At 43.4% G+C, this 18525-nt stretch carries 18 protein-coding genes; 8 read left to right on the top strand and 10 right to left on the bottom strand.

Annotation, left to right across the window (positions count from 1 at the left end):
- Positions 1–68 precede the first annotated feature (68 nt).
- The 3 genes from B151_RS0103285 (at position 69) to B151_RS0103275 (ending at position 3804) form a co-directional block, all read left to right on the top strand.
- The gene (locus tag B151_RS0103285) at positions 69–1673 is read left to right on the top strand and encodes an ABC transporter permease (protein WP_020402174.1); all 1605 of its coding nucleotides are present in this window, start codon (positions 69–71) and stop codon (positions 1671–1673) included.
- A 50-nt stretch (positions 1674–1723) separates the two neighbouring features.
- Entirely contained in the window at positions 1724–2632 is a 909-nt protein-coding gene (gene rsgA, locus B151_RS0103280; RefSeq protein WP_020402173.1) for a ribosome small subunit-dependent GTPase A, read from the top strand.
- A gap of 89 nt (positions 2633–2721) precedes the next feature.
- Positions 2722–3804 (top strand): DUF6588 family protein, encoded by a 1083-nt coding sequence (locus B151_RS0103275; protein WP_020402172.1) that lies wholly within the window; start codon positions 2722–2724, stop codon positions 3802–3804.
- A 105-nt stretch (positions 3805–3909) separates the two neighbouring features.
- On the opposite strand, the gene B151_RS0103270 is transcribed toward B151_RS0103275, so the two are convergent.
- The 8 genes from B151_RS0103270 to B151_RS0103235 form a co-directional block, all read right to left on the bottom strand.
- Positions 3910–4632, bottom strand: a complete 723-nt coding sequence (locus B151_RS0103270) for an ABC transporter ATP-binding protein (RefSeq protein ID WP_020402171.1) — start codon at positions 4630–4632, stop codon at positions 3910–3912.
- 14 nt (positions 4633–4646) lie between these two features.
- Complete coding sequence (locus tag B151_RS0103265) at positions 4647–6017, bottom strand: efflux RND transporter periplasmic adaptor subunit (RefSeq protein ID WP_020402170.1); 1371 nt, start codon at positions 6015–6017, stop codon at positions 4647–4649.
- 35 nt (positions 6018–6052) lie between these two features.
- Positions 6053–7396 carry a TolC family protein gene (locus B151_RS0103260; RefSeq protein ID WP_020402169.1) on the bottom strand — a complete coding sequence of 448 codons (1344 nt, stop codon included), beginning with the start codon at positions 7394–7396 and terminating at the stop codon, positions 6053–6055.
- 122 nt (positions 7397–7518) lie between these two features.
- Positions 7519–7905, bottom strand: a complete 387-nt coding sequence (locus B151_RS0103255; protein WP_020402168.1) for a hypothetical protein — start codon at positions 7903–7905, stop codon at positions 7519–7521.
- The gene (locus tag B151_RS17845; protein ID WP_020402167.1) at positions 7895–8335 is read right to left on the bottom strand and encodes a phage holin family protein; all 441 of its coding nucleotides are present in this window, start codon (positions 8333–8335) and stop codon (positions 7895–7897) included. Before B151_RS17845 ends, B151_RS0103255 begins: the two co-directional genes overlap by 11 nt.
- A gap of 8 nt (positions 8336–8343) precedes the next feature.
- On the bottom strand, positions 8344–8556 hold the full coding sequence (locus tag B151_RS0103245) for a hypothetical protein (RefSeq protein ID WP_020402166.1): 213 nt from the start codon (positions 8554–8556) through the stop codon (positions 8344–8346).
- A gap of 67 nt (positions 8557–8623) precedes the next feature.
- Positions 8624–9847, bottom strand: a complete 1224-nt coding sequence (locus B151_RS0103240; RefSeq protein WP_020402165.1) for an ABC transporter permease — start codon at positions 9845–9847, stop codon at positions 8624–8626.
- A gap of 2 nt (positions 9848–9849) precedes the next feature.
- Positions 9850–11079: an ABC transporter permease gene (locus tag B151_RS0103235; protein WP_020402164.1), complete on the bottom strand. Its 1230-nt coding sequence runs from the start codon at positions 11077–11079 to the stop codon at positions 9850–9852.
- A gap of 133 nt (positions 11080–11212) precedes the next feature.
- On the opposite strand from B151_RS0103235, the gene bshB1 reads away from it, so the two are divergent.
- Positions 11213–11956: a bacillithiol biosynthesis deacetylase BshB1 gene (bshB1, locus tag B151_RS0103230; RefSeq protein WP_020402163.1), complete on the top strand. Its 744-nt coding sequence runs from the start codon at positions 11213–11215 to the stop codon at positions 11954–11956.
- A gap of 62 nt (positions 11957–12018) precedes the next feature.
- Positions 12019–12900, top strand: a complete 882-nt coding sequence (locus B151_RS0103225) for a hypothetical protein (protein ID WP_211207809.1) — start codon at positions 12019–12021, stop codon at positions 12898–12900.
- Here the strand turns inward: B151_RS0103225 and B151_RS0103220 are convergent.
- On the bottom strand, positions 12881–14845 hold the full coding sequence (locus tag B151_RS0103220) for a GNAT family N-acetyltransferase (protein ID WP_020402161.1): 1965 nt from the start codon (positions 14843–14845) through the stop codon (positions 12881–12883). The genes B151_RS0103225 and B151_RS0103220 overlap by 20 nt on opposite strands.
- A gap of 96 nt (positions 14846–14941) precedes the next feature.
- Positions 14942–15751: an inositol monophosphatase family protein gene (locus B151_RS0103215; RefSeq protein WP_020402160.1), complete on the bottom strand. Its 810-nt coding sequence runs from the start codon at positions 15749–15751 to the stop codon at positions 14942–14944.
- Positions 15752–15890: 139 nt separating this feature from the next.
- Between B151_RS0103215 and rpiB the strand changes: the two genes are divergently transcribed.
- The 3 genes from rpiB to tatC are packed head-to-tail and all read left to right on the top strand — an operon-like array spanning position 15891 to position 18503.
- Entirely contained in the window at positions 15891–16334 is a 444-nt protein-coding gene (gene rpiB, locus B151_RS0103210; protein WP_020402159.1) for a ribose 5-phosphate isomerase B, read from the top strand.
- Between the two features lie 9 nt (positions 16335–16343).
- Positions 16344–17642 (top strand): serine hydroxymethyltransferase, encoded by a 1299-nt coding sequence (glyA, locus tag B151_RS0103205; protein ID WP_020402158.1) that lies wholly within the window; start codon positions 16344–16346, stop codon positions 17640–17642.
- 30 nt (positions 17643–17672) lie between these two features.
- Positions 17673–18503, top strand: a complete 831-nt coding sequence (gene tatC / locus B151_RS0103200) for a twin-arginine translocase subunit TatC (protein ID WP_020402157.1) — start codon at positions 17673–17675, stop codon at positions 18501–18503.
- Positions 18504–18525: the final 22 nt, after the last annotated feature.

Here is an 18525-nt window from a genome sequence, read left to right as displayed (position 1 = left end):
GGCTTAAAAAACTTAAAACAGAGTCTGCAAAGGTAAAGCGGCAATCCCCAAAATGGACCATATTCAGTATGGTGATTGCTCTTCTTATATCTATTCCCATATTGACGGTGGTATTCTCAATTTTTACGCCCTCCGGAGATATCTGGCAACATTTAGCGAGCACCGTTTTGGGTGATTATATTCGCAATTCGCTTTGGCTGATCGTTGGCGTATCGGTAGGTGTGATCGGGATCGGTGTGTCATCGGCCTGGTTCATAACCATGTGTGAATTTCCCGGACGAAGGATTTTTGAATGGGCATCTATCCTGCCATTTGCTATTCCAGCTTATCTCATGGCATATATTTACACTGATTTTCTGGATATTGCAGGTCCATTACAAACCGCTTTACGTTCTACTTTAGGTTTAGGTATTGATGAATATTGGTTTCCAAATATTCGCTCTGTGGAAGGTGCCATCATAATAATGTCGCTGGCATTCTACCCTTATATCTACATGTTAGCCCGCTCCTCTTTTTTAGAACAATCGACCTCTCTTTTAGAGGCAAGCCGCATCATGGGATATTCCACCTGGCAGAGTTTTTATAAAGTGGCCCTTCCGGTTGCCCGGCCTGGTATTGCAGCAGGACTGGCACTTGCCCTCATGGAAACCTTGAATGATTTTGGCACGGTTCAATATTTTGGCGTTCAGACCTTCACCACCGGAATTTACAGAACCTGGTTTGGTTTGGGTGATCGACCTGCTGCGGCACAGCTTGCCGCTTTTCTGCTCGCATTTATTGTGGTTCTGATATTCCTGGAGCGTTATACCCGAAATAAGATCAGCAATGAGAAAGCAAATTCATCCCGCTTCAAGCGTCTAAACCGGTTCAAACTTAAAGGTGTTAAAGCCTGGCTGGTATTTGTTATTTGTTTTATACCGGTATTGTTAGGCTTCATCCTTCCGGTGATCCTTTTATTGAATATGTTTTTCTCAAACCTGAATTACCTGGATCTCAAGTTTATTGAATTAGCTTTTAATTCTTTTACCGTATCGGCCATTACCGGACTTTTGGCGGTGGGCCTTGCATTGGTCATGGCATATTCTGCCCGTTTGAACTCAGGATATTGGGTAAAGTTGTTTAACCGTATCAGCTCGCTGGGCTATGCCATTCCGGGCTCTGTGATTGCCGTTGGGGTACTCATTCCCTTTGGCTTTTTTGATAATACCGTTGATTCCTTTTTCAGAGACACTTTTGGATTTTCAACCGGATTACTTCTTAGCGGAACGATCTTTGCCATGGTGTTTGCCTATCTGGTGCGCTTCCTGTCGGTTTCGTTTGGAGGCGTTGAAGCCAGCATGGAGAAGATCACCCCAAATATGGATGAAGCGGCACGAGGTATGGGTTACAGCTTCTCAAAAGTACTTCGAAAGATCCACATCCCAATGATGAGCGGTGGACTACTTACAGCCGGCCTCCTTGTTTTTGTAGATGTGATGAAAGAGCTGCCTGCCACCCTAATCGTTCGGCCGTTCAACTTTGATACCCTGGCCGTACAAGTGTATCGCTATGCATCTGATGAACGATTAGCCGAATCTGCCGGTGCTGCTTTAATGATCGTGTTGGTTGGAATCATCCCCGTCATCATCATCAGCAGGACCATCGCAAGGTCCCGAAAGTCAGAAACTCAGTAAATAGTGAAATCCCTGCTTGTTATATATCCTCTCTTCCGTATTTTTGGCGCATGAAAAAAGGAAGAGTCATACAATCTACCGGCAGCTGGTATCATGTTGAAACGGACGGAGAGATCATAGAATCCCGCCTCCCCGGTCGTTTTCGCCTCGATGAAAAGGAAGTGACCAATCCCCTGGCTGTGGGCGACTGGGTTGATCTTTCGATGAACGAAGACGGTACCGGAACAATTGAATCCATCCATGACCGCCAAAATTATATAACCAGGGAAGCTACCCATGGCAAAAAAGGGCAACAGATCCTGGTTTCTAATCTGGATCAGGCCTGTGTGGTTCAATCAATAAAGAAACCCCGGCTCAAAGAAGGATTTATTGATCGGTTTTTAGTGACTTGCGAAGCCTATGAAGTGAAGCCGGTGATCATCGTAAATAAAATGGATCTTGCTAAAAGCGGTGGAATTGAATTCGCGGAAGAATTGAAAGAATTATATACCTCTCTGGGATATGAATTTTTGAGCACCAGCCTGAAAGATGAACAGTCCCTGGAAAAGCTCAAAGAACTGCTAAAAGATAAGACATCTGCATTCATCGGACCTTCCGGGGTGGGAAAAACAAGCCTCATCAATGCGATAGACCCCGGATATGATTTCAAAGTGGGCGAAATTTCTGATTTTTCGAACAAAGGTAAACATACCACAACCTTTGCCCGGTTGATCCCATTAAGTTTTGGGGGATATATTGCAGATACCCCCGGCATCAGGGAATTTGGATTGGTGAATATTGAACCATGGGAATTATCGCTTTTTTTTCCGGAGATGCTGGAACCCAGGAAGCACTGCAAATTCAGCAATTGCACGCACAACCATGAACCAAAATGCGGAGTAGCTGAAGCATTTGAAAGCGGCGATATTGCTGCAAGCCGGTATAACTCCTATTTAAACATGCTCGAATCGTTAGATTAGAATATTGAATCGCCCGTAAGAGGTATTCCGTCTCTCAAAAATTATATACATATTAACTTTAACTGTTCAACAAATTTCAAGGAGTACAAATGCTCGATAAAACAAAAAAAATCATCAAAGGCCTTTGTGCCGTTTCGGTACTCAGCCTTGCCTCAGTCGGTACTGCATATGCCCAATTGGGTGACATCGGTGCCGTATTACGTGCTGGCGCTGAAGATGCTACATTACTAACAAAAGAATATTTACGTCCTTTCCCCACCGGTTTCGGAACGGGTTTAAATGCAGGCTGGACTGAGTCTGCAGCACCTAAAAAAACATTGGGCTTTAGTCTCCAGATCAGGCCTTCTATTGCCATTGTTCCTTCCTCAGCTCAATCATTCGATATCAGTGCTCTAAGCCTTCAAAAAATTGAAGTTGCAGCAGGCGAAAATCCTGTAACCCCGACTGTTGCGGGTGATAACGTAACCGGAACCGAACTCATAATAAGAGAAAACGGACAAGAACTGACCCGATTTAATATGCCAAAAGGTGTTGGAATTCCAGTGGTCCCTGCCCCTGTCGTTCAGGCCGGACTTGGGTTAGTTAAGGGAACCGATATCACGGTTCGTTTTTTTCCTGAAACTGAGATCGGAGAATATGGAAATATCGGGCTAATTGGTGGAGCCATTAAACACGATATCACACAATGGTTGCCGGGAGGAAAACTGATTCCCGTTGATATTTCTGTTATGGCAGGTTTCAATCGCCTTTCTGTTAATGCAAACCTTGATGTTCCTGCCGAAGGCGTAAGAAATCCTAATGATCCGTCATTGACCAACAACCCAAATCCAAATTTTGATGAACAGGAAATCACCACGGAATTCAATTCATTTGTTGTGAATGCCTTGGTTGGTAAATCCTTACCTCTGATTTCGGTTTATGGAGGTGTGGGTTATCAAACCGCCTCTCTCGACCTTAATATTAATGGAGATTACCCGGTGAGTACCAATGTAGGTGGTCAGTCATTCTATAATGTTGTTTCCGACCCTGTTTCATTTGGATTGGATAGTGAAAGCTCTGTTCACCTTTTGGGTGGTTTCCGATTGAGATTAGGCGTATTAGCTTTCTATGGTGAAGCAACAGTTGCAAGTTACTTTACAGCCAATGCAGGTATTGGTATAAGTTTTAGATAAGTTCTTAGGACCTGATAACTAAAAACTCGTTGATACTAAAAAGGCACTCATTTGAGTGCCTTTTTTTATATCTGAATATTACTATCTGAAAACCTATTAAATAGATCAGGCAAATTGTTGGTTTGCCAATACCGGATGTTCTACTTTCTCATCCTTCTCAATCACCCCATCTCGTAAGCGAACTATTCTTCGGGCATGATCGGCAATTTCCTGTTCGTGAGTTACCACGATCAGGGTATTTCCCTGCCGGTACAGCTCTTCAAAAAGTAACATGATCTCCTCTCCTGTTTTGGTGTCGAGGTTACCGGTTGGTTCATCCGCTAATATAATGGACGGATTATTGACCAGAGCTCTTGCTATAGCTACTCGCTGCCGCTGACCTCCGGAAAGTTCGTTCGGCTTGTGATCAATACGATCTCCAAGGCCTACCTTAGTCAATACTTCTTTAGCTCGTTCATGCCGTTCGGCGGCTTTCATGCCGGCATAGATCAGCGGAAGTTCGGCATTGGCTAAACATGACGTTCGTGGCAGCAAATTAAAGGTCTGAAATACAAATCCGATCTCACGATTTCGGACTTCTGCAAGTTCCGCATCATCCATCTTGGAAACATTACTTCCGTTAAGCACATAATCTCCGGATGAAGGCGTGTCCAGGCATCCAATCATATTCATTAATGTTGACTTACCGGAACCGGAAGGCCCCATGATCGCAATGTATTCATTTTCTTGTACATCAAAGGAAACACCGGCCAAGGCATGAACTTCGGTTTGCCCCATTTGATATACTTTGGTAAGATCTTTGATATGTATAACTGCTTTATTCGACATAGTTTGCCCTAAGATTAATTAAATATGCTGCTCTTGTTATCAACGGTTACTTTATCTCCGTCTTCAAGTACATTTGAGAGGGTACGATAACTTCCGATGACTACTTCATCTCCTGCCGAAACACCGGAAAGGATCTGAATATGAGAATTATCACTGATCCCTGTTTCCACTTCTTTGCGAATTGCTTTTCCGTCTTCAACAACGAAAACAACTTTTCTGAAATCTTCTTCTTTAATGATGTTTTCATCATCCTGACTGCTGGCTAAAGTGATATCGGCCGTATCAGAATCCGTAGATTCTTTTTTATCCTTAGCAAAGTCCCGAACTGTTACGGCCTGAATAGGCACAGATACCACGTTCACGACTGTTTGCGTCTCAATATCTACCGTAGCAGACATCCCCGGCCTGAAATTAGGAACGAACATACCCTGAGGGTTCTCAGCCGTCTCCGTTCGCACCATTTGCTCAGCCCGGCTGTCCAGGTTATGAGGGGTTACGATACGAACTTTAACCTCGTAATTGGTTACCTGCTCATTTGTGCCGGCCCCTGTTGTTTGCGCAGAGTTAGCGATCTCAGTGACCACCCCGTCAAACTGTCTTTCAGGGTATGCATCCACTTCAATGCGGGTGGTATCCCCAAGCCCCACATTCACAATATCATTTTCGTTCACTTCCACCATTACTTCCATACGATCGAGCACAGAAACACGCATCATCTCGGTTCCGGCCATTTGGGAATTCCCCAATACACGCTCTCCCTGTTCTACCGCAAGGCTGGTGATGGTACCGTCTTGCGGAGCTCTGATCACCGTTTGCTCCAGTTCTTCCCGCGCTTGCCGCAGTTGAGCTTCTGCACTTTGGATCTGATATTCAGCGGCCTTCATACTGGCTTGCTGAGATTCATATTCCGATTTACTTTGAATGAATTCCATCTCAGAGATCATATCACGGTCGTAGAGTTGCTTATCCCGTTTGTAAGCTGCTTCTGCACGAATTAAAGCCGCTTTTGTTTGCTCTAACCTTGCTTTTTGTGTTAATAAGGCGGCATTCAGGTTGTCGATCTGAGCCTGGTAGATATCGGGTTTGATCCGAACTAAAAGGTCACCCTGTTGAACGACATCTCCTTCGTTGACGGCTAACTCAATGATCTCTCCTGAAACATCCGGCCGAATAATAACTTCGATCTCCGGCTGTACTTTCCCTGATGCAGAAACAAGTTGCGTAATGGTTTTCAGTTTGGCCTGAGTGGTCTCAACCTGAGTTCCCGAATCCGTATTTCCTATCACCCCCGTGAACCTGAGTGTTAATCCCACAACTACAATAGCTGCAAGACTTCCTAAGATCCAAATGAGGGTCTTCCCTGTTGATGATTTACCTTTGCCCATATCCTATCCCAATAAATGTAAGTTTATAAATAGATCTAAAATTCAACGGCTTCGCCACTTAGCTTACCCAGGTAATAATCCAAAAGCTTCTCCTGGAAGATCAGGTTATAGATAGCCTGCGTGTAATTCGACTGCGCCTGTACATAGTTGGCTTGAGCCTGACTAAGTTCGATGAGTGTACTTGAACCTACGTTATACCGTTCTTGTTGCGTTTCAAAAGCACGCTCACTGGCTTTTAGAGATTTCTCAGATGCTTCCAGTTGCTTCTGGTAAGAAGTGTAATCATTATAAGCTTGTGTTACCTCTTGAATAACTTGTAAGCGTGAATTCTCCAGATTCAATTCAGAATTCTTAAGCTGAATTTTTGAAGACTGAATGTTATACATGCGGTTCCAATTCTGAAAAAGAGGAATGGATACTGAAAAACCGATACCCTTATTCACGTTCAAGTCAAAAAACTGGTCACTAAAGTCAAATCCCTGTAAAACATCACTGTATCTTGATGATAAAGAAGCACTTCCAGAAATAGTTGGATAAAGAGAACCTCTTGCTATTTGAAGCTGGTATTCAAGACTTTTAATATCAGCTATGGCGCTTTTCAGATCAGAACGATTTAGTAAAGCTTGATCAATTAATTCACTCAAATTGAAATTCTTAAAATCTTGATTTAAGCCGTCTTCAGATTCAGGAATAGTAAATTCATATTCTCCAAGCGGGTCGATCTGTAGCTGACGAACTAATAATAATTTGCTAAACTTTAAACTGTTTTCTTGTTGTGTTACCGAAAGTTCATCGCTTGCAACTTGTGCTTCTTGATTATAAAGATCCACAGAAGGACGAGACCCTACTTCTACCTGAGCTTTAACTTGCTCAAGCTGTTGTTTTGAATTATTTAAATTTTCTTCAGCAATTTCCAGCAATTGGATATTTAGTAATACCTGTAAATATCGAGATGCGGTATTAAAAATAACTTCTTCCTTAGAACGCTGATAAATTTCCTCAGCAGAAATTTTAGACTGTTTACTGGATCGCAGAGAAAGAATATTATTGAACCCATCAAAAATTGTAATCCTGGCACTTATACTCCCACTTATTGACTGTGAAGGATCATTTATGATTCCACGATCTTCGGTAAACTGTCGACCAATGGTTCTTCCCCCGTTTATACTCCCGCCTACTGACGGTGCAAAATCAGCATATTCACTTTTGATACTTTCCCCGGCGAGTTCAAGATTGTTCTTTGCTTGTTTCAGCTGATAATTATTCTCCAGTGAAATCTGGATGGCTTCCTGTAAAGAAATGGTTCGGGTTTCCTGAGCGTTGGCTACTCCACTAATTAGGAGTAAAGCGAAGATGGTAGATGAAAATATTCTTCTCATTTTGAACATTAGATTTTGATTAACGGGTACGTACACGGAAAGGGACGAAAATAGTTACAGAATAGTTGCCCTGTTTTTTGATTTTATATCCTTTTACAGGATGAACCTAAATTATTGTAAAATTAATCCTCTGGATGCTGCTTTTTATGCTTCAGTTCCGAAACTTTATCGTCCAGGTAATCCAATAAAAGGTTCATTCCTTTTCTGGCTACGATCCGCTTTATTTCCGATGCGATCCTTGATTCAGAGTCACTGCTGTAACTGTGGCTTCGATTGGATGCTATTCGCGGAGATTTCTTTCTCTCTTTCCCTAATAAAAATCCCAGCACCAGAGAAGCTCCTACAGCCGGTAACGGGTATCTTCGGATCAGGTTCTTGGGGTCAAGATTGGTAGTCACCCCCTCCTTTACGTCATCAATAGACTTATCAAGGCCGCTTTGGATTTCAGCCAGTTCTTGTTCCAACTCTTGTTTCTTTTTCTCTATTTCAGATAATTTCTTATTCGCCATGACCACTGGTAGTTTTTTGATTGAGCGTTTCTGAAGAGGCTGGAGCTGTCAATTTTTTTACTTCTTTCTGTTTGTCTTTCTTATCAAATGATGAGAGCAATTCTGACAAAATATCTTGCTGGATCTTACCGGCTATCAGTGTGGGTTTGGTTAGAACCAATATCAACCCAACGATTAAAAATGGTGAAGCGACAATTAAATATCCGGCCCATTCCTCATCAAGTAATTCGCCTAAATATATAGCCAGAGCGGTAAGCCCGAAGACCAGCCCAAGAGCTAAGATCGTATATCCAAATAAATTCTGGATCGCTTTACCGATCCAATAGGCTACTTGTTCGCTGATGTTTATCACAGACAGTTCAAGCCTTGCTTCCACGTAATGCTTCAGCTCATTGGAAACATGTTTTATACGGCTCCCTAAATCGTCCATGACTGCACCTAATCGTCAGAAGTGAAAATTTTAGCTATGATAAAACCTACAGCCAATCCTGCCACTACAGATTTGATGGGATTTCTGCGAACCACCGTTTCTGCTCGTTCCTGAAGTTCCTCCAGTCGTACCTGAAGATCTTCATCATCCAGGATTTCCCGTCCCCGGTCAATAGCTCTGTCGAGGCGTTCGTTTAAGTTTTGAATGATCTCTTCGTTCATAATGCCCTGTGTTTTTTGTCAATATACTAAAATGAAACGGATGCTTAAATCATTTCATTGCAAAAAGTTATTCGTACCGTAAACTTTCTATCGGATCTAACTTGGATGCCTTATAAGCCGGATACACTCCGAAGATCAATCCTACGATCAACATTCCACCGAAGCCACCAATCACCGACCACAGCGGAATCACCGGTTCCGTCTCAATCCATAACGCCATCAGATTACCCACGCCAATGCCCAGGATCATACCAATAATCCCTCCGAGCTGACAAATAAATATGGTTTCCATCAAAAATTGACTTACGATAGCTTTTTGAGTTGCGCCCACGGCTTTCCGGATACCAATTTCGCGGGTTCGTTCTGAAACGGAAACCAGCATGATATTCATCACACCAATCCCGGCTCCTAAAAGCGTAATAAAACCGATGGCAAATCCACCCAGATAGAGAGCTCCTGTAAAAGAATCAAAGGTTCCCGATAAACTCTCGTTCGTGGATATCTCAAAATCATTGGACTCTCCGGGACTTACTTTTCTGATCACCCGTAAAATACCGGTCACTTCTTCAACGGTTTGCTCAATAAAGTCGATGGCCGGAGCCCTGACCTGTATATTAATGTTTCGGTTTGCTCCGTACGCATTCATGGCTGTTGTATAGGGGATCAATACGAAGTTATCAAACGATTGCCCGAAAATTTGTCCTTTTGGTTTCAGTATTCCGATCACCGTATAAGGTTTTCCGTCAAAGCGAATTTGCTTGCCGATCGGATATTCATTTTTGAACAACACATCCTGAACATCTTTACCGATGATTGCCACATTCCGTCCATATTGAACATCATCACCGGTAAAATTTCGGCCATCCTCCAGTTCATAGGAATTATTGGCCAGGTAATGTTCATTACTCCCCCTCACATATACATTCGGTTCGGTTTCTTCGTCTTTGAATTTGATGGATGAAAGCTGAAATACTTCATCCGGACTTACGGCACGGCCAATGCGCATCAGGTCATTGAGTCGTTCTGCCGTTTCAAAGGTAATGTCTTTTCGGTTTCGGATATCGTCACTCAATGAGCCCATTTGAACAGATGGGGTCTTCGAAACATTGACTACATCGGTTCCCATCAGGCTCATTGTGGTTTTAAAATAATTATCCAGAACGGCTACGGCTGTCGTTGAAACGATCACGGCAAACACCCCGATCACCAGCGCAAGCAAAGTCAAAGCCGACCGCAATTTATTGGCTTTAAGTGATTCTGATGCCTGTACTATAACTTCTTTAATATGCATGATTATTCAAACCTTAGAGATTCAATAGGATCAGACTTTGCAGCTTTGTAGGCGGGAATAAAGCCGAATAAAACTCCGACGATCGTACAAATTGAAAATGCCACTATTACAACACTAACATTCATCACGGCTACAAATGCCTGATTGATCAGGATGGTTAACCCGGCTGCAAGCGCAACGCCTATCAACCCTCCCAATAAACAAATTGCTATGGCTTCCAGCAGGAATTGAGTAAGGATCTCCCAGGCTTTGGCTCCCACGGCTTTTCGAATGCCAATTTCTTTGGTGCGTTCTCTCACCGAAACGAACATGATATTCATTACTCCAATTCCCCCGATCAGCAAGGATAAACCACTCAACAGAAAACCGACGGTATATATTCCTGCTTTCATTCCCTCCAGCTGTTGTTTAAAGGCCTGTGGTTTATTAAGCGCAAAATCATTGTCTTCGGTGGCATCAAGCTGCCGGATACGCCGCATGATACCTTCCAGTTCATATTCTCCTTCCCGCAGTGTAGGCTGATCCGGAAACTGAACACCGATCTGAATTCCGTACCTCAACCCATAAATTTGTCCATAGGCAGAAATAGGTATAATGATCCTGTTATCCGTATCTTCTAAGCCTAAAAATTTGCCTTGTTTCTCTAAAACTCCTACTACCGTAAAGCGTTGTCCCCCCAGCTTGATCCGCTTGCCAAGCGGGTTTTCGTGCTCAAATAAAGCTTCCATCAGGGTATTTCCGATTACTGCCACATTAGCTCCGGTTCTAACCTCTTGCTCCACAAACATTCTGCCCTCTTTGATGTTCAGTCCTTGTATACTAAGGTAATTTGCTGTAGCCCCGGTTAATCCGACCCCTTCAGCTGATTTTTCCTGGTATCGAACACTGGTTCCTCTGTTAGCTGCGGCCGTCACATTGTTAGCCAGATCACTGGATTCCCGTATCTGTTCTACATACTCAAGCTTCATTTCTTTGCGGTTTCGATATTCCCACCACTTATACTCTCCTCCCATGCCCCACGGCCATTTTTCAACATACACCACATTTTGTCCCATCATAGCCATGCTGTTCTCGAATGAAATATCCATGCCTGTGGTTACGGCATCCACAATGGTGACCATTGTAATTCCGATAATGATACATAGAGCCGTTAATGTTGAGCGGATCTTATTGATTTTGAGGGCGCGAAGAGCAATTCGAAAACCTTCTATAAAGCTGTTTAGAAATCTCATGAATGCATTTTATTTGGTGACAGTCGTAAGAACTACGAGAACGAAGGTGAAACGTTGCAGATTAATTGAAATATTTTGTCAACTTTAGACGCTATATTAATTCCCTATTTTAAAGAAAAGATAAAGCCTATTTATGAAAGTAGATGTTCTTGTTTTTGCTTCCCACCCAGATGATGCTGAACTAAACTGCGGTGGAACCATCGCTGCCCTAACGGAACAAGGAAAAAAAGTGGGGGTCATTGATCTCACCAAAGGAGAAATGGGAACGCGTGGAAACGATCAGATTCGGGCAAAAGAAGCCGAAAAAGCATCTGAAATACTTGGGGTTTCCTATCGTGCTAACCTGGATCTGGGAGATTCCTTTTTGCTGAATAACCGGAAAAACCAGCTTAAGATCATTGAGCAAGTACGGCTGACTCAACCTCATATCTGTATTACAGGTGCTCCCTTCGACCGACATCCCGACCATGGCAAAGGCACGAATCTAACTCTCGATGCCCTTTTTTATTCCGGATTGAAGAAGATCGAAACCCGGGATTCCAATGGGGCCGAACAAAAACCCTGGCGGCCGGCTCATATATTACACTATATGCAAGACCGTCCCTTTGAACCCGATTTTGTGTTCGACATCAGTGACTTTTGGGAAATCAAGAAGGAATCCATCCTGGCCTTTGCCACCCAGTTTAATGTCAATGATCCCGGAGACGAGCCGGAAACCTACATATCTTCCGAAAACTACTTCAAACAACATGAAGCCCGCGCTCGGTATTTTGGTCATTTAGCCGGATTTCCTTTTGGTGAGCCCTTCAAATATTACCTTGAGCCTACCCCCCTGAAAAGCATGGATGTCTTTTTTGAGCATTCGCCCAAGCGTTGAGCCGCTTCATATCATCTACATGAATCCGTTATAAGTTTTGGTGATCAAATAATTACCAAAACATGATGAGAAATCAGAAAACTGTCACAGTTTTAACAGTGAGCATCGCCTTGTTTTCTGCATTCGCAACGCTCATTGGAATTTTAAGTAACGGTGGTTCAGGGAAATTTCACTACGAAAGCATACGGGGAAAAGCTGTCGAGATTTATGGATCAGGCATTTACAGGCACATGTCGGCTGAAGTAGCCATACAGGGCATTGCTCAAGATTTTGTGACCTTTTTTATAGGAATACCACTGCTTTTAACTGCCTTGTATTTCTCCCGAAAAGGATCTTTCAGATCCAGATTTATTCTTACCGGAATCACCGGGTATTTCTTTGTAACCTATTTGTTTTACCTGGTGATGGGGATGTATAGTGCATTGTTCTTGGTCTACGTGATATTAGCTGGAGTTTCGTTTTTTGCCTTATCACTTAACGTTATTTCCCTTCGTTCAGAAAACAGCGCCTATCTTTTCGATGCAAAATCATCTGTGAAATTTCCCGGTTGGTTTTTGATCACAAACTCCGTCATAATAGGCCTTTTATGGCTTCAGGTAGTGCTTCCGCCTTTGTTTGATGGAAGCATTTATCCTGACTCTCTGGAGCATTACACCACCTTGATTGTTCAGGGGCTTGACCTGTCTATCCTTTTACCCCTTTCCTTTATTGCGGGGTATCAGCTGCTCAAAAAATCAACCATTGGTTATTTGATAGCACCGGTCTATTTGGTTTTTTTATCGCTCTTAATGGCTGCTTTAGTTGCTAAAATTACCTATATGGGGTTGGAAGGCTACCATATTATTCCTGCCATCTTTATCATACCTGTTTTAAATATGATGGCCGTTTATGCTGCCATTTCATTACTAAAGAAACTGGAAGAACCTAATCCGGCTCAATACTAACAAACCGGTCAATATTGCGGGCCATTTCAATTCTTGTGATCAGCGATCGCACAATTCTTTTATATAGCTCTTTGCCCAGCACTTTGTCTTCAATGCCCGAATCAATATTGGGATTGTCGTTTACCTCGATCACATACACCTTATCGCCAATCATCTTAAGATCCACTCCGTAAAGGCCATCCCCCATTAATCCGGCTGCTTTAGTAGCTGCTTTGATCACCTTCCGCGGAACCTCCTCAACCGGAATCGTTGTCGCATCTCCTGATTGATCTTTTTTCGGGCCTTTCCAGTTATAGATTTGCCAGTGGCCTTTTGCCATAAAATACTTGCAAGCAAACAAAGGCTGATTATCCAACATCCCAATCCGCCAATCATATTCTGATGGAACAAATTCCTGCGCCAGCACCATATCAGAATGCTTGAATAACCGGTTCAAAGAAGTTTCTAATTCCTCGGCATTTTTCACTTTTGTAACGCCCAATGAAAATGCGCTGTCCGGCTGCTTTAATATCAATGGATAGGTAAATCCTTGCAGCTCAGCCATATTCACCATTCCTTTGAAAAAAACATTCGTTTCCGGGGCCGGAACACTGTTCACTTTCAGGCATTCATGCAGATACACTTTGTTAGAACAACGCAGTATTGACCATGGATCGTCGATCACTGCCAAACCTTCCGCATAAGCTTTTCGGGAAAACTGATAGGTGTAATTATTCACATTTGTAGTTTCCCGAATGAAAAGAGCATCAAACTCCGAAAGACGGTTATAATCCTGGCGGGTTATAAACTCGATATTTACATCCAGTTCTTCAGCGGCTTTTTCTAATTTCTGAAGCGCTCTTCTGTCGGAAGGTGGATTTTCTTCGTTCGGATCCACTAAAACAGCCAGGTAGTATTTATATCGCCTTAATTTAGGACGCTGAAACCGCTTGGTTTGAAAATATTCTCGGGCGAAGTCTTTTACTGTTTCCAATTCCTCTGCGGGCACTTTATTTAAGCTCAAAGGCAGGATTCGCTTGATACTCCACTTCTCAGCAAACTGAAATTGAACCTGAAACAATGGCGATTCAAACATTTGATATAATCTTTGTGCCAATGACTTTAAAGAAGGATCTAAGGTTCTTCCAAAATAGACATTCAGCGTAAAATCATTCGATTTCACCTTTTTTAAGGATCGCTGAATCACCTCATCAATATCATCGGCTATGGAGCGAATCACGCTTACATCCCGAAAATCACGGATGGTAGTTACATTAGGAATTGCCCGGTGTTCCCGCGCCGAAGCAAGCAGCGACACATAATATCCAATGCTTTGATAGCGATAGGAATTACACAAGTTGAAAACACGGAGCGCCCTTTCGGCTACATTTGCTTTATTTGAAGTATAATCCCGCGAAGACATCACCTCTACATTTTCAAGCCCTAAATTCCATGCTTTTGGGTCATCCACTACAATCACGTTACTGATGCGCGTCCTCACCTCCTGCTCAGGCATGTGATACACAAGTCGCATTCCATCCTTGCCTTCCTCATAATAATCGGTAAGCAGTTCGGTGGACTCAAACCCTTCTTTCTTATACCAATTTATGAGCTTTTGATTACTTGCATCGGCTTCCAGCGAGATTCGTTCAGCGCCTTTTTCACGGGCTATTTCTCTTGCCTGATTCAACAGCATCCGGCCGATTCCATTTCCCTGTGCTTCCGGATCCACCACGATGGAGAATATTCGTATGGTTCTTTTGTAGAGGTATAATATCAAGCACCCCAATGGCTTGATGCTATCACCTGAAATCTTTTCGACAATCCAAACCTGCTGAAAATTACTTTTAAGTGACAGTGAAAGCGTTCTTTTTGAACTCTGTTGATAAACTGGAAATGCTTTGCTTTCCAGTTCAAGTAGAGTATCAAGGTCCCCCGGTGTAGATTGGCGAATAGTAAGTTCCATAGAAGTGGATTATTTAGATCATAAAATTACATGATTTAATGATCATATTTAACGTCTAACTTAAAATAATTTCAATTACGGATGTTGATTAAAAGCTTACTTCCTAAGCTGCTCCGGCTCAAAACAGTCCTGAATTTCTTTTAAAAGAAAATCCCTTAGAGAGGAATTTCCTGCAACTATCCGCTCTCCAAAAAGCCAGTTCTCTCCTCCTTCCCAGTCACAAACCACGCCCCCTGCTTCCTGAATAATGAGCGACCCGGCTGCTACATCCCAGGGGCTGAGTCCATATTCATAAAATCCTTCAAACCGGCCGCAAGCTACGTTACAGAGATCCCAGGCCGCGGTTCCCGGGCGACGGACTCCATGCGTCTTATCCATCATTCGCTTAAAAAGCTGCAGGTAATTATCCACCAAATGAAGGCTTCTATATGGAAACCCGGTTCCTATCAGCGATGAAGACGGATCTGTATTTTTTGAGACCTGAATCTCTTTTCCATTGAGGCGGGCTCCTTCTCCCTTCACCGCAGTAAACAACTCCTGACTCGCCACTTCCAACACCAAGCCTACTTTTGGTTGCTGATCTTCCCAAAGAGCAATGGAAACGCAATACCGGGGAAATTTATGGGCAAAGTTGGTAGTACCGTCAATAGGATCGATGATCCAAACCCGGCCTGCTGGTAAAGTTGATTTAGCAGAAGATTCCTCCGCTAAAACATGGTCATCCGGAAAAGCTTGCTGTAAGATTTGAATGATCTTTTGTTCCGATTCTACATCAGCATCGGTTACAAGATCGTTTTTGCCTTTCAGGTCAATATCAAAAGATTGGTCTGAGGCATATTTTTGAATAATTTTTGAAGCTTCGGATGCTGCCTTTTTGGCCGTTGCTAATTCGTTGGAATATTTCAAAATGAGTGGTGAATTTTAGATTCACTTCAAAGATATCCTGTTTCACATCCCAATCAAAAATCATCCGGCATCTTGCTTTAATATCAGTGAAAAAATAGAGATATTTGGCAACCTCAAATCAAAGACTAAAAAAGTCATCATGAATATCCCCATAGCCAGCGATCATGCCGGATATCCGGCCAAAGAGATCACCAAGAAAATTCTTAAAGAAATGGGCCATGAAACAACCGACTATGGCACCGATTCCGAAGACTCTGTTGACTACGCAGATTTTGCCGTAAAAGTAGCCCGGCGGGTAAATGACGGTGACGACCAACTTGGTATTCTTATTTGTGGCAGTGGTCAGGGTGTGTGTATGACGGCCAATAAGTTTCCCAAAGTGAGAGCCGGCCTGGTGTATAACAAAACATCGGCAGAAATGACGCGACTTCATAACAATGCCAACATTTTATGCCTTCCTGGCCGGGAGCTGAATGAGGATCAGATTCGTGAGATCCTTGGTATTTGGCTGAATACAGAGTTTGAAGGCGGACGGCATGAACGGCGCATCAAGAAAATTGAATCCCTAACTCAAGATAAATAACCGGAACTGATGAAATCACTTCAGGATCAAGACCCCCAAATTTTTGAACTCCTTGAAAAGGAAACCAACCGACAGAACTACAACCTGGAGCTGATCGCTTCCGAAAACTTTGCTTCCAAAGCTACCATTTCTGCCATGGGCAGTGTGCTTACCAATAAGTATGCGGAAGGCTATCCCGGAAAGCGTTATTACGGCGGATGCGAAGTGGTGGATGATGTTGAGGACCTTGCCCGCGAACGCGCTAAAAAGCTTTTTGGAGCTGATTGGGTAAACGTACAGCCTCATTCAGGAGCCACGGCCAATGCTGCTGTTTATCTTGCTTGTATGAAGCCCGGCGAAACTTTGCTCGGCTTTGATCTTTCGCATGGCGGACATCTCACACACGGTTCACCCGTAAATTTCTCCGGCATTAATTACAATGCAGAATTTTATGGGGTAGAAAAAGAAACGGGACGCCTCGATATGAACAAGATCCGCGAACGAGCTAAAGCTGTGAACCCCACTATGATCTCCATCGGCGCTTCAGCTTACCCCCGCGACTATGATTATGAAGCTTTCCGAAACATCGCTGACGAAGTAGGTGCTTTGTTGTGGATGGACATGGCTCATACCGCAGGACTCATTGCTACCAAAAATTTGAAAGATCCTCTTCCCCATGCGCATGTGGTAACTACAACCACACACAAAACTTTACGAGGTCCGCGTGGCGGGATGATCCTTGTTGGGAAGGATGGCGAGAATACCATTGGAGTAACTGCTGCTAAGTCGGGCCGAACTAAGAACTGGGGTGAAGTGTTTGATTCTGCTGTATTCCCCGGAACGCAAGGTGGTCCTTTGATGCATGTGATTGCTGCCAAGGCTGTTTCTTTTGGGGAGGCGTTGCAAAACGATTTCAAAACCTATCAGACCCAGACGCAGAAAAACGCCAAAGCTATGGCCAATAAGTTCATGGAGCTGGGCTATAATTTGGTGAGTGGCGGAACCGATAACCATCTCATCCTGATCGATCTCAGAAATAAAGGCCTTAATGGCAAGATCGCCGAAGAAGCGTTAGGCAAGGCTGCTATCACCGTAAATAAAAATATGGTCCCATTTGATACAGAAAGTCCTTTTGTAACATCCGGAATCCGGATCGGTTCACCCGCTATGACCACTCGCGGACTCAAAGAAGCAGAATTTGAACACATTGCCGTACTGATCGACAAAGTGCTGCAAAAGCCGGAAGATGAAGAAGTACACACCAAGGTTGAACAAGAAGTTCGGGATCTGTGCGATCGGTTTCCGCTGTACGATTTTGTAACCGCCTAAGGAGTTTCCATTTTGCAAGAACGACAAATTATGCAAAGCGAACCGCCCAAGGCCAAAAAACCGGCCGACAGAACGGCTACCATGTCTTTTTTGGAGCATCTTGAAGAACTTCGCTGGCGCATCATAAAAGGCCTGATCGGAGTCTTGGTCGGCTTGATCATTGCATTTGTCTTCTCCGATTTTTTTGTGAAAGAGGTTCTTTTAGGCCCTACACGCTCTGATTTTTTCATGTATGACATTCTCAGGGTAGACGCCATCAATTTCGAACTTCAAAGCCGCAGGCTGCCCGGACAGTTTTTCACATTCTGGGGCACTCTTTTTGTAATGGGTTTTGTGATCGGTTCGCCTGTTTTTATTTATCAGATGTGGTCTTTTGTGGAACCCGCACTTGAACGAAGCGAGAAAAAGAAGTCATTTTTTAGTGCTTTTTTCATCACTCTATTCTTTTTGATGGGAGTCTCTTTTGGTTACCTGATCCTGGTACCTTTTGCACTTCAGTTCTTTGCGCAATTCCAGATATCCGATATCATTCGAAATGACTTTGACATCAATGCGTACTTCAGCTCCGTTTCTATGTGGGTTATCTCTTGCGGTATCATATTCCAGATTCCGGTCATCAGCTATGCCCTTTCCAAGATCGGATTATTAACCCCTGAGTTTCTGAGGAAATATCGCCGTCATTCCATTGTATTCGCCCTGGTGATCGCTGCATTTCTCACTCCTCCCGATCCAATCTCTCAGGTTTTGATCGCAGTGCCACTGACCGTTCTGTATGAGTTTTCCATTTGGGTGAGCCGGTTTGCAGTGCGGAAGCGCAAGAAGGAAATCAATGAAGCCATTTCCGGTGTTTCGGAGCAGTAGCAATCCTTTTTGAAGCCTATAA

Origin of the sequence: Gracilimonas tropica DSM 19535, assembly GCF_000375425.1 — a bacterium.
Classification (GTDB): domain Bacteria; phylum Bacteroidota; class Rhodothermia; order Balneolales; family Balneolaceae; genus Gracilimonas; species Gracilimonas tropica.
Note: the sequence above shows the minus strand (reverse complement) of the source record. Positions and strands in the feature narration are given on the sequence as shown.

Bases quoted from the DNA above. Each gene is read 5' to 3' on its own strand.
- B151_RS0103220 (WP_020402161.1), bottom strand. From the start codon at position 14,845: ATGGAACTTACTATTCGCCAATCTACACCGGGGGACCTTGATACTCTA.
- B151_RS0103285 (WP_020402174.1), top strand. From the start codon at position 69: ATGGTGATTGCTCTTCTTATATCTATTCCCATATTGACGGTGGTATTC.
- tatC (WP_020402157.1), top strand. From the start codon at position 17,673: ATGCAAAGCGAACCGCCCAAGGCCAAAAAACCGGCCGACAGAACGGCT.
- glyA (WP_020402158.1), top strand. From the start codon at position 16,344: ATGAAATCACTTCAGGATCAAGACCCCCAAATTTTTGAACTCCTTGAA.
- B151_RS0103275 (WP_020402172.1), top strand. From the start codon at position 2,722: ATGCTCGATAAAACAAAAAAAATCATCAAAGGCCTTTGTGCCGTTTCG.
- rsgA (WP_020402173.1), top strand. From the start codon at position 1,724: ATGAAAAAAGGAAGAGTCATACAATCTACCGGCAGCTGGTATCATGTT.
- B151_RS0103245 (WP_020402166.1), bottom strand. From the start codon at position 8,556: ATGAACGAAGAGATCATTCAAAACTTAAACGAACGCCTCGACAGAGCT.
- rpiB (WP_020402159.1), top strand. From the start codon at position 15,891: ATGAATATCCCCATAGCCAGCGATCATGCCGGATATCCGGCCAAAGAG.
- B151_RS0103235 (WP_020402164.1), bottom strand. From the start codon at position 11,079: ATGAGATTTCTAAACAGCTTTATAGAAGGTTTTCGAATTGCTCTTCGC.
- B151_RS0103270 (WP_020402171.1), bottom strand. From the start codon at position 4,632: ATGTCGAATAAAGCAGTTATACATATCAAAGATCTTACCAAAGTATAT.
- B151_RS0103260 (WP_020402169.1), bottom strand. From the start codon at position 7,396: ATGAGAAGAATATTTTCATCTACCATCTTCGCTTTACTCCTAATTAGT.
- B151_RS0103225 (WP_211207809.1), top strand. From the start codon at position 12,019: ATGATGAGAAATCAGAAAACTGTCACAGTTTTAACAGTGAGCATCGCC.
- B151_RS0103265 (WP_020402170.1), bottom strand. From the start codon at position 6,017: ATGGGCAAAGGTAAATCATCAACAGGGAAGACCCTCATTTGGATCTTA.
- B151_RS0103240 (WP_020402165.1), bottom strand. From the start codon at position 9,847: ATGCATATTAAAGAAGTTATAGTACAGGCATCAGAATCACTTAAAGCC.
- B151_RS0103255 (WP_020402168.1), bottom strand. From the start codon at position 7,905: ATGGCGAATAAGAAATTATCTGAAATAGAGAAAAAGAAACAAGAGTTG.
- bshB1 (WP_020402163.1), top strand. From the start codon at position 11,213: ATGAAAGTAGATGTTCTTGTTTTTGCTTCCCACCCAGATGATGCTGAA.
- B151_RS17845 (WP_020402167.1), bottom strand. From the start codon at position 8,335: ATGGACGATTTAGGGAGCCGTATAAAACATGTTTCCAATGAGCTGAAG.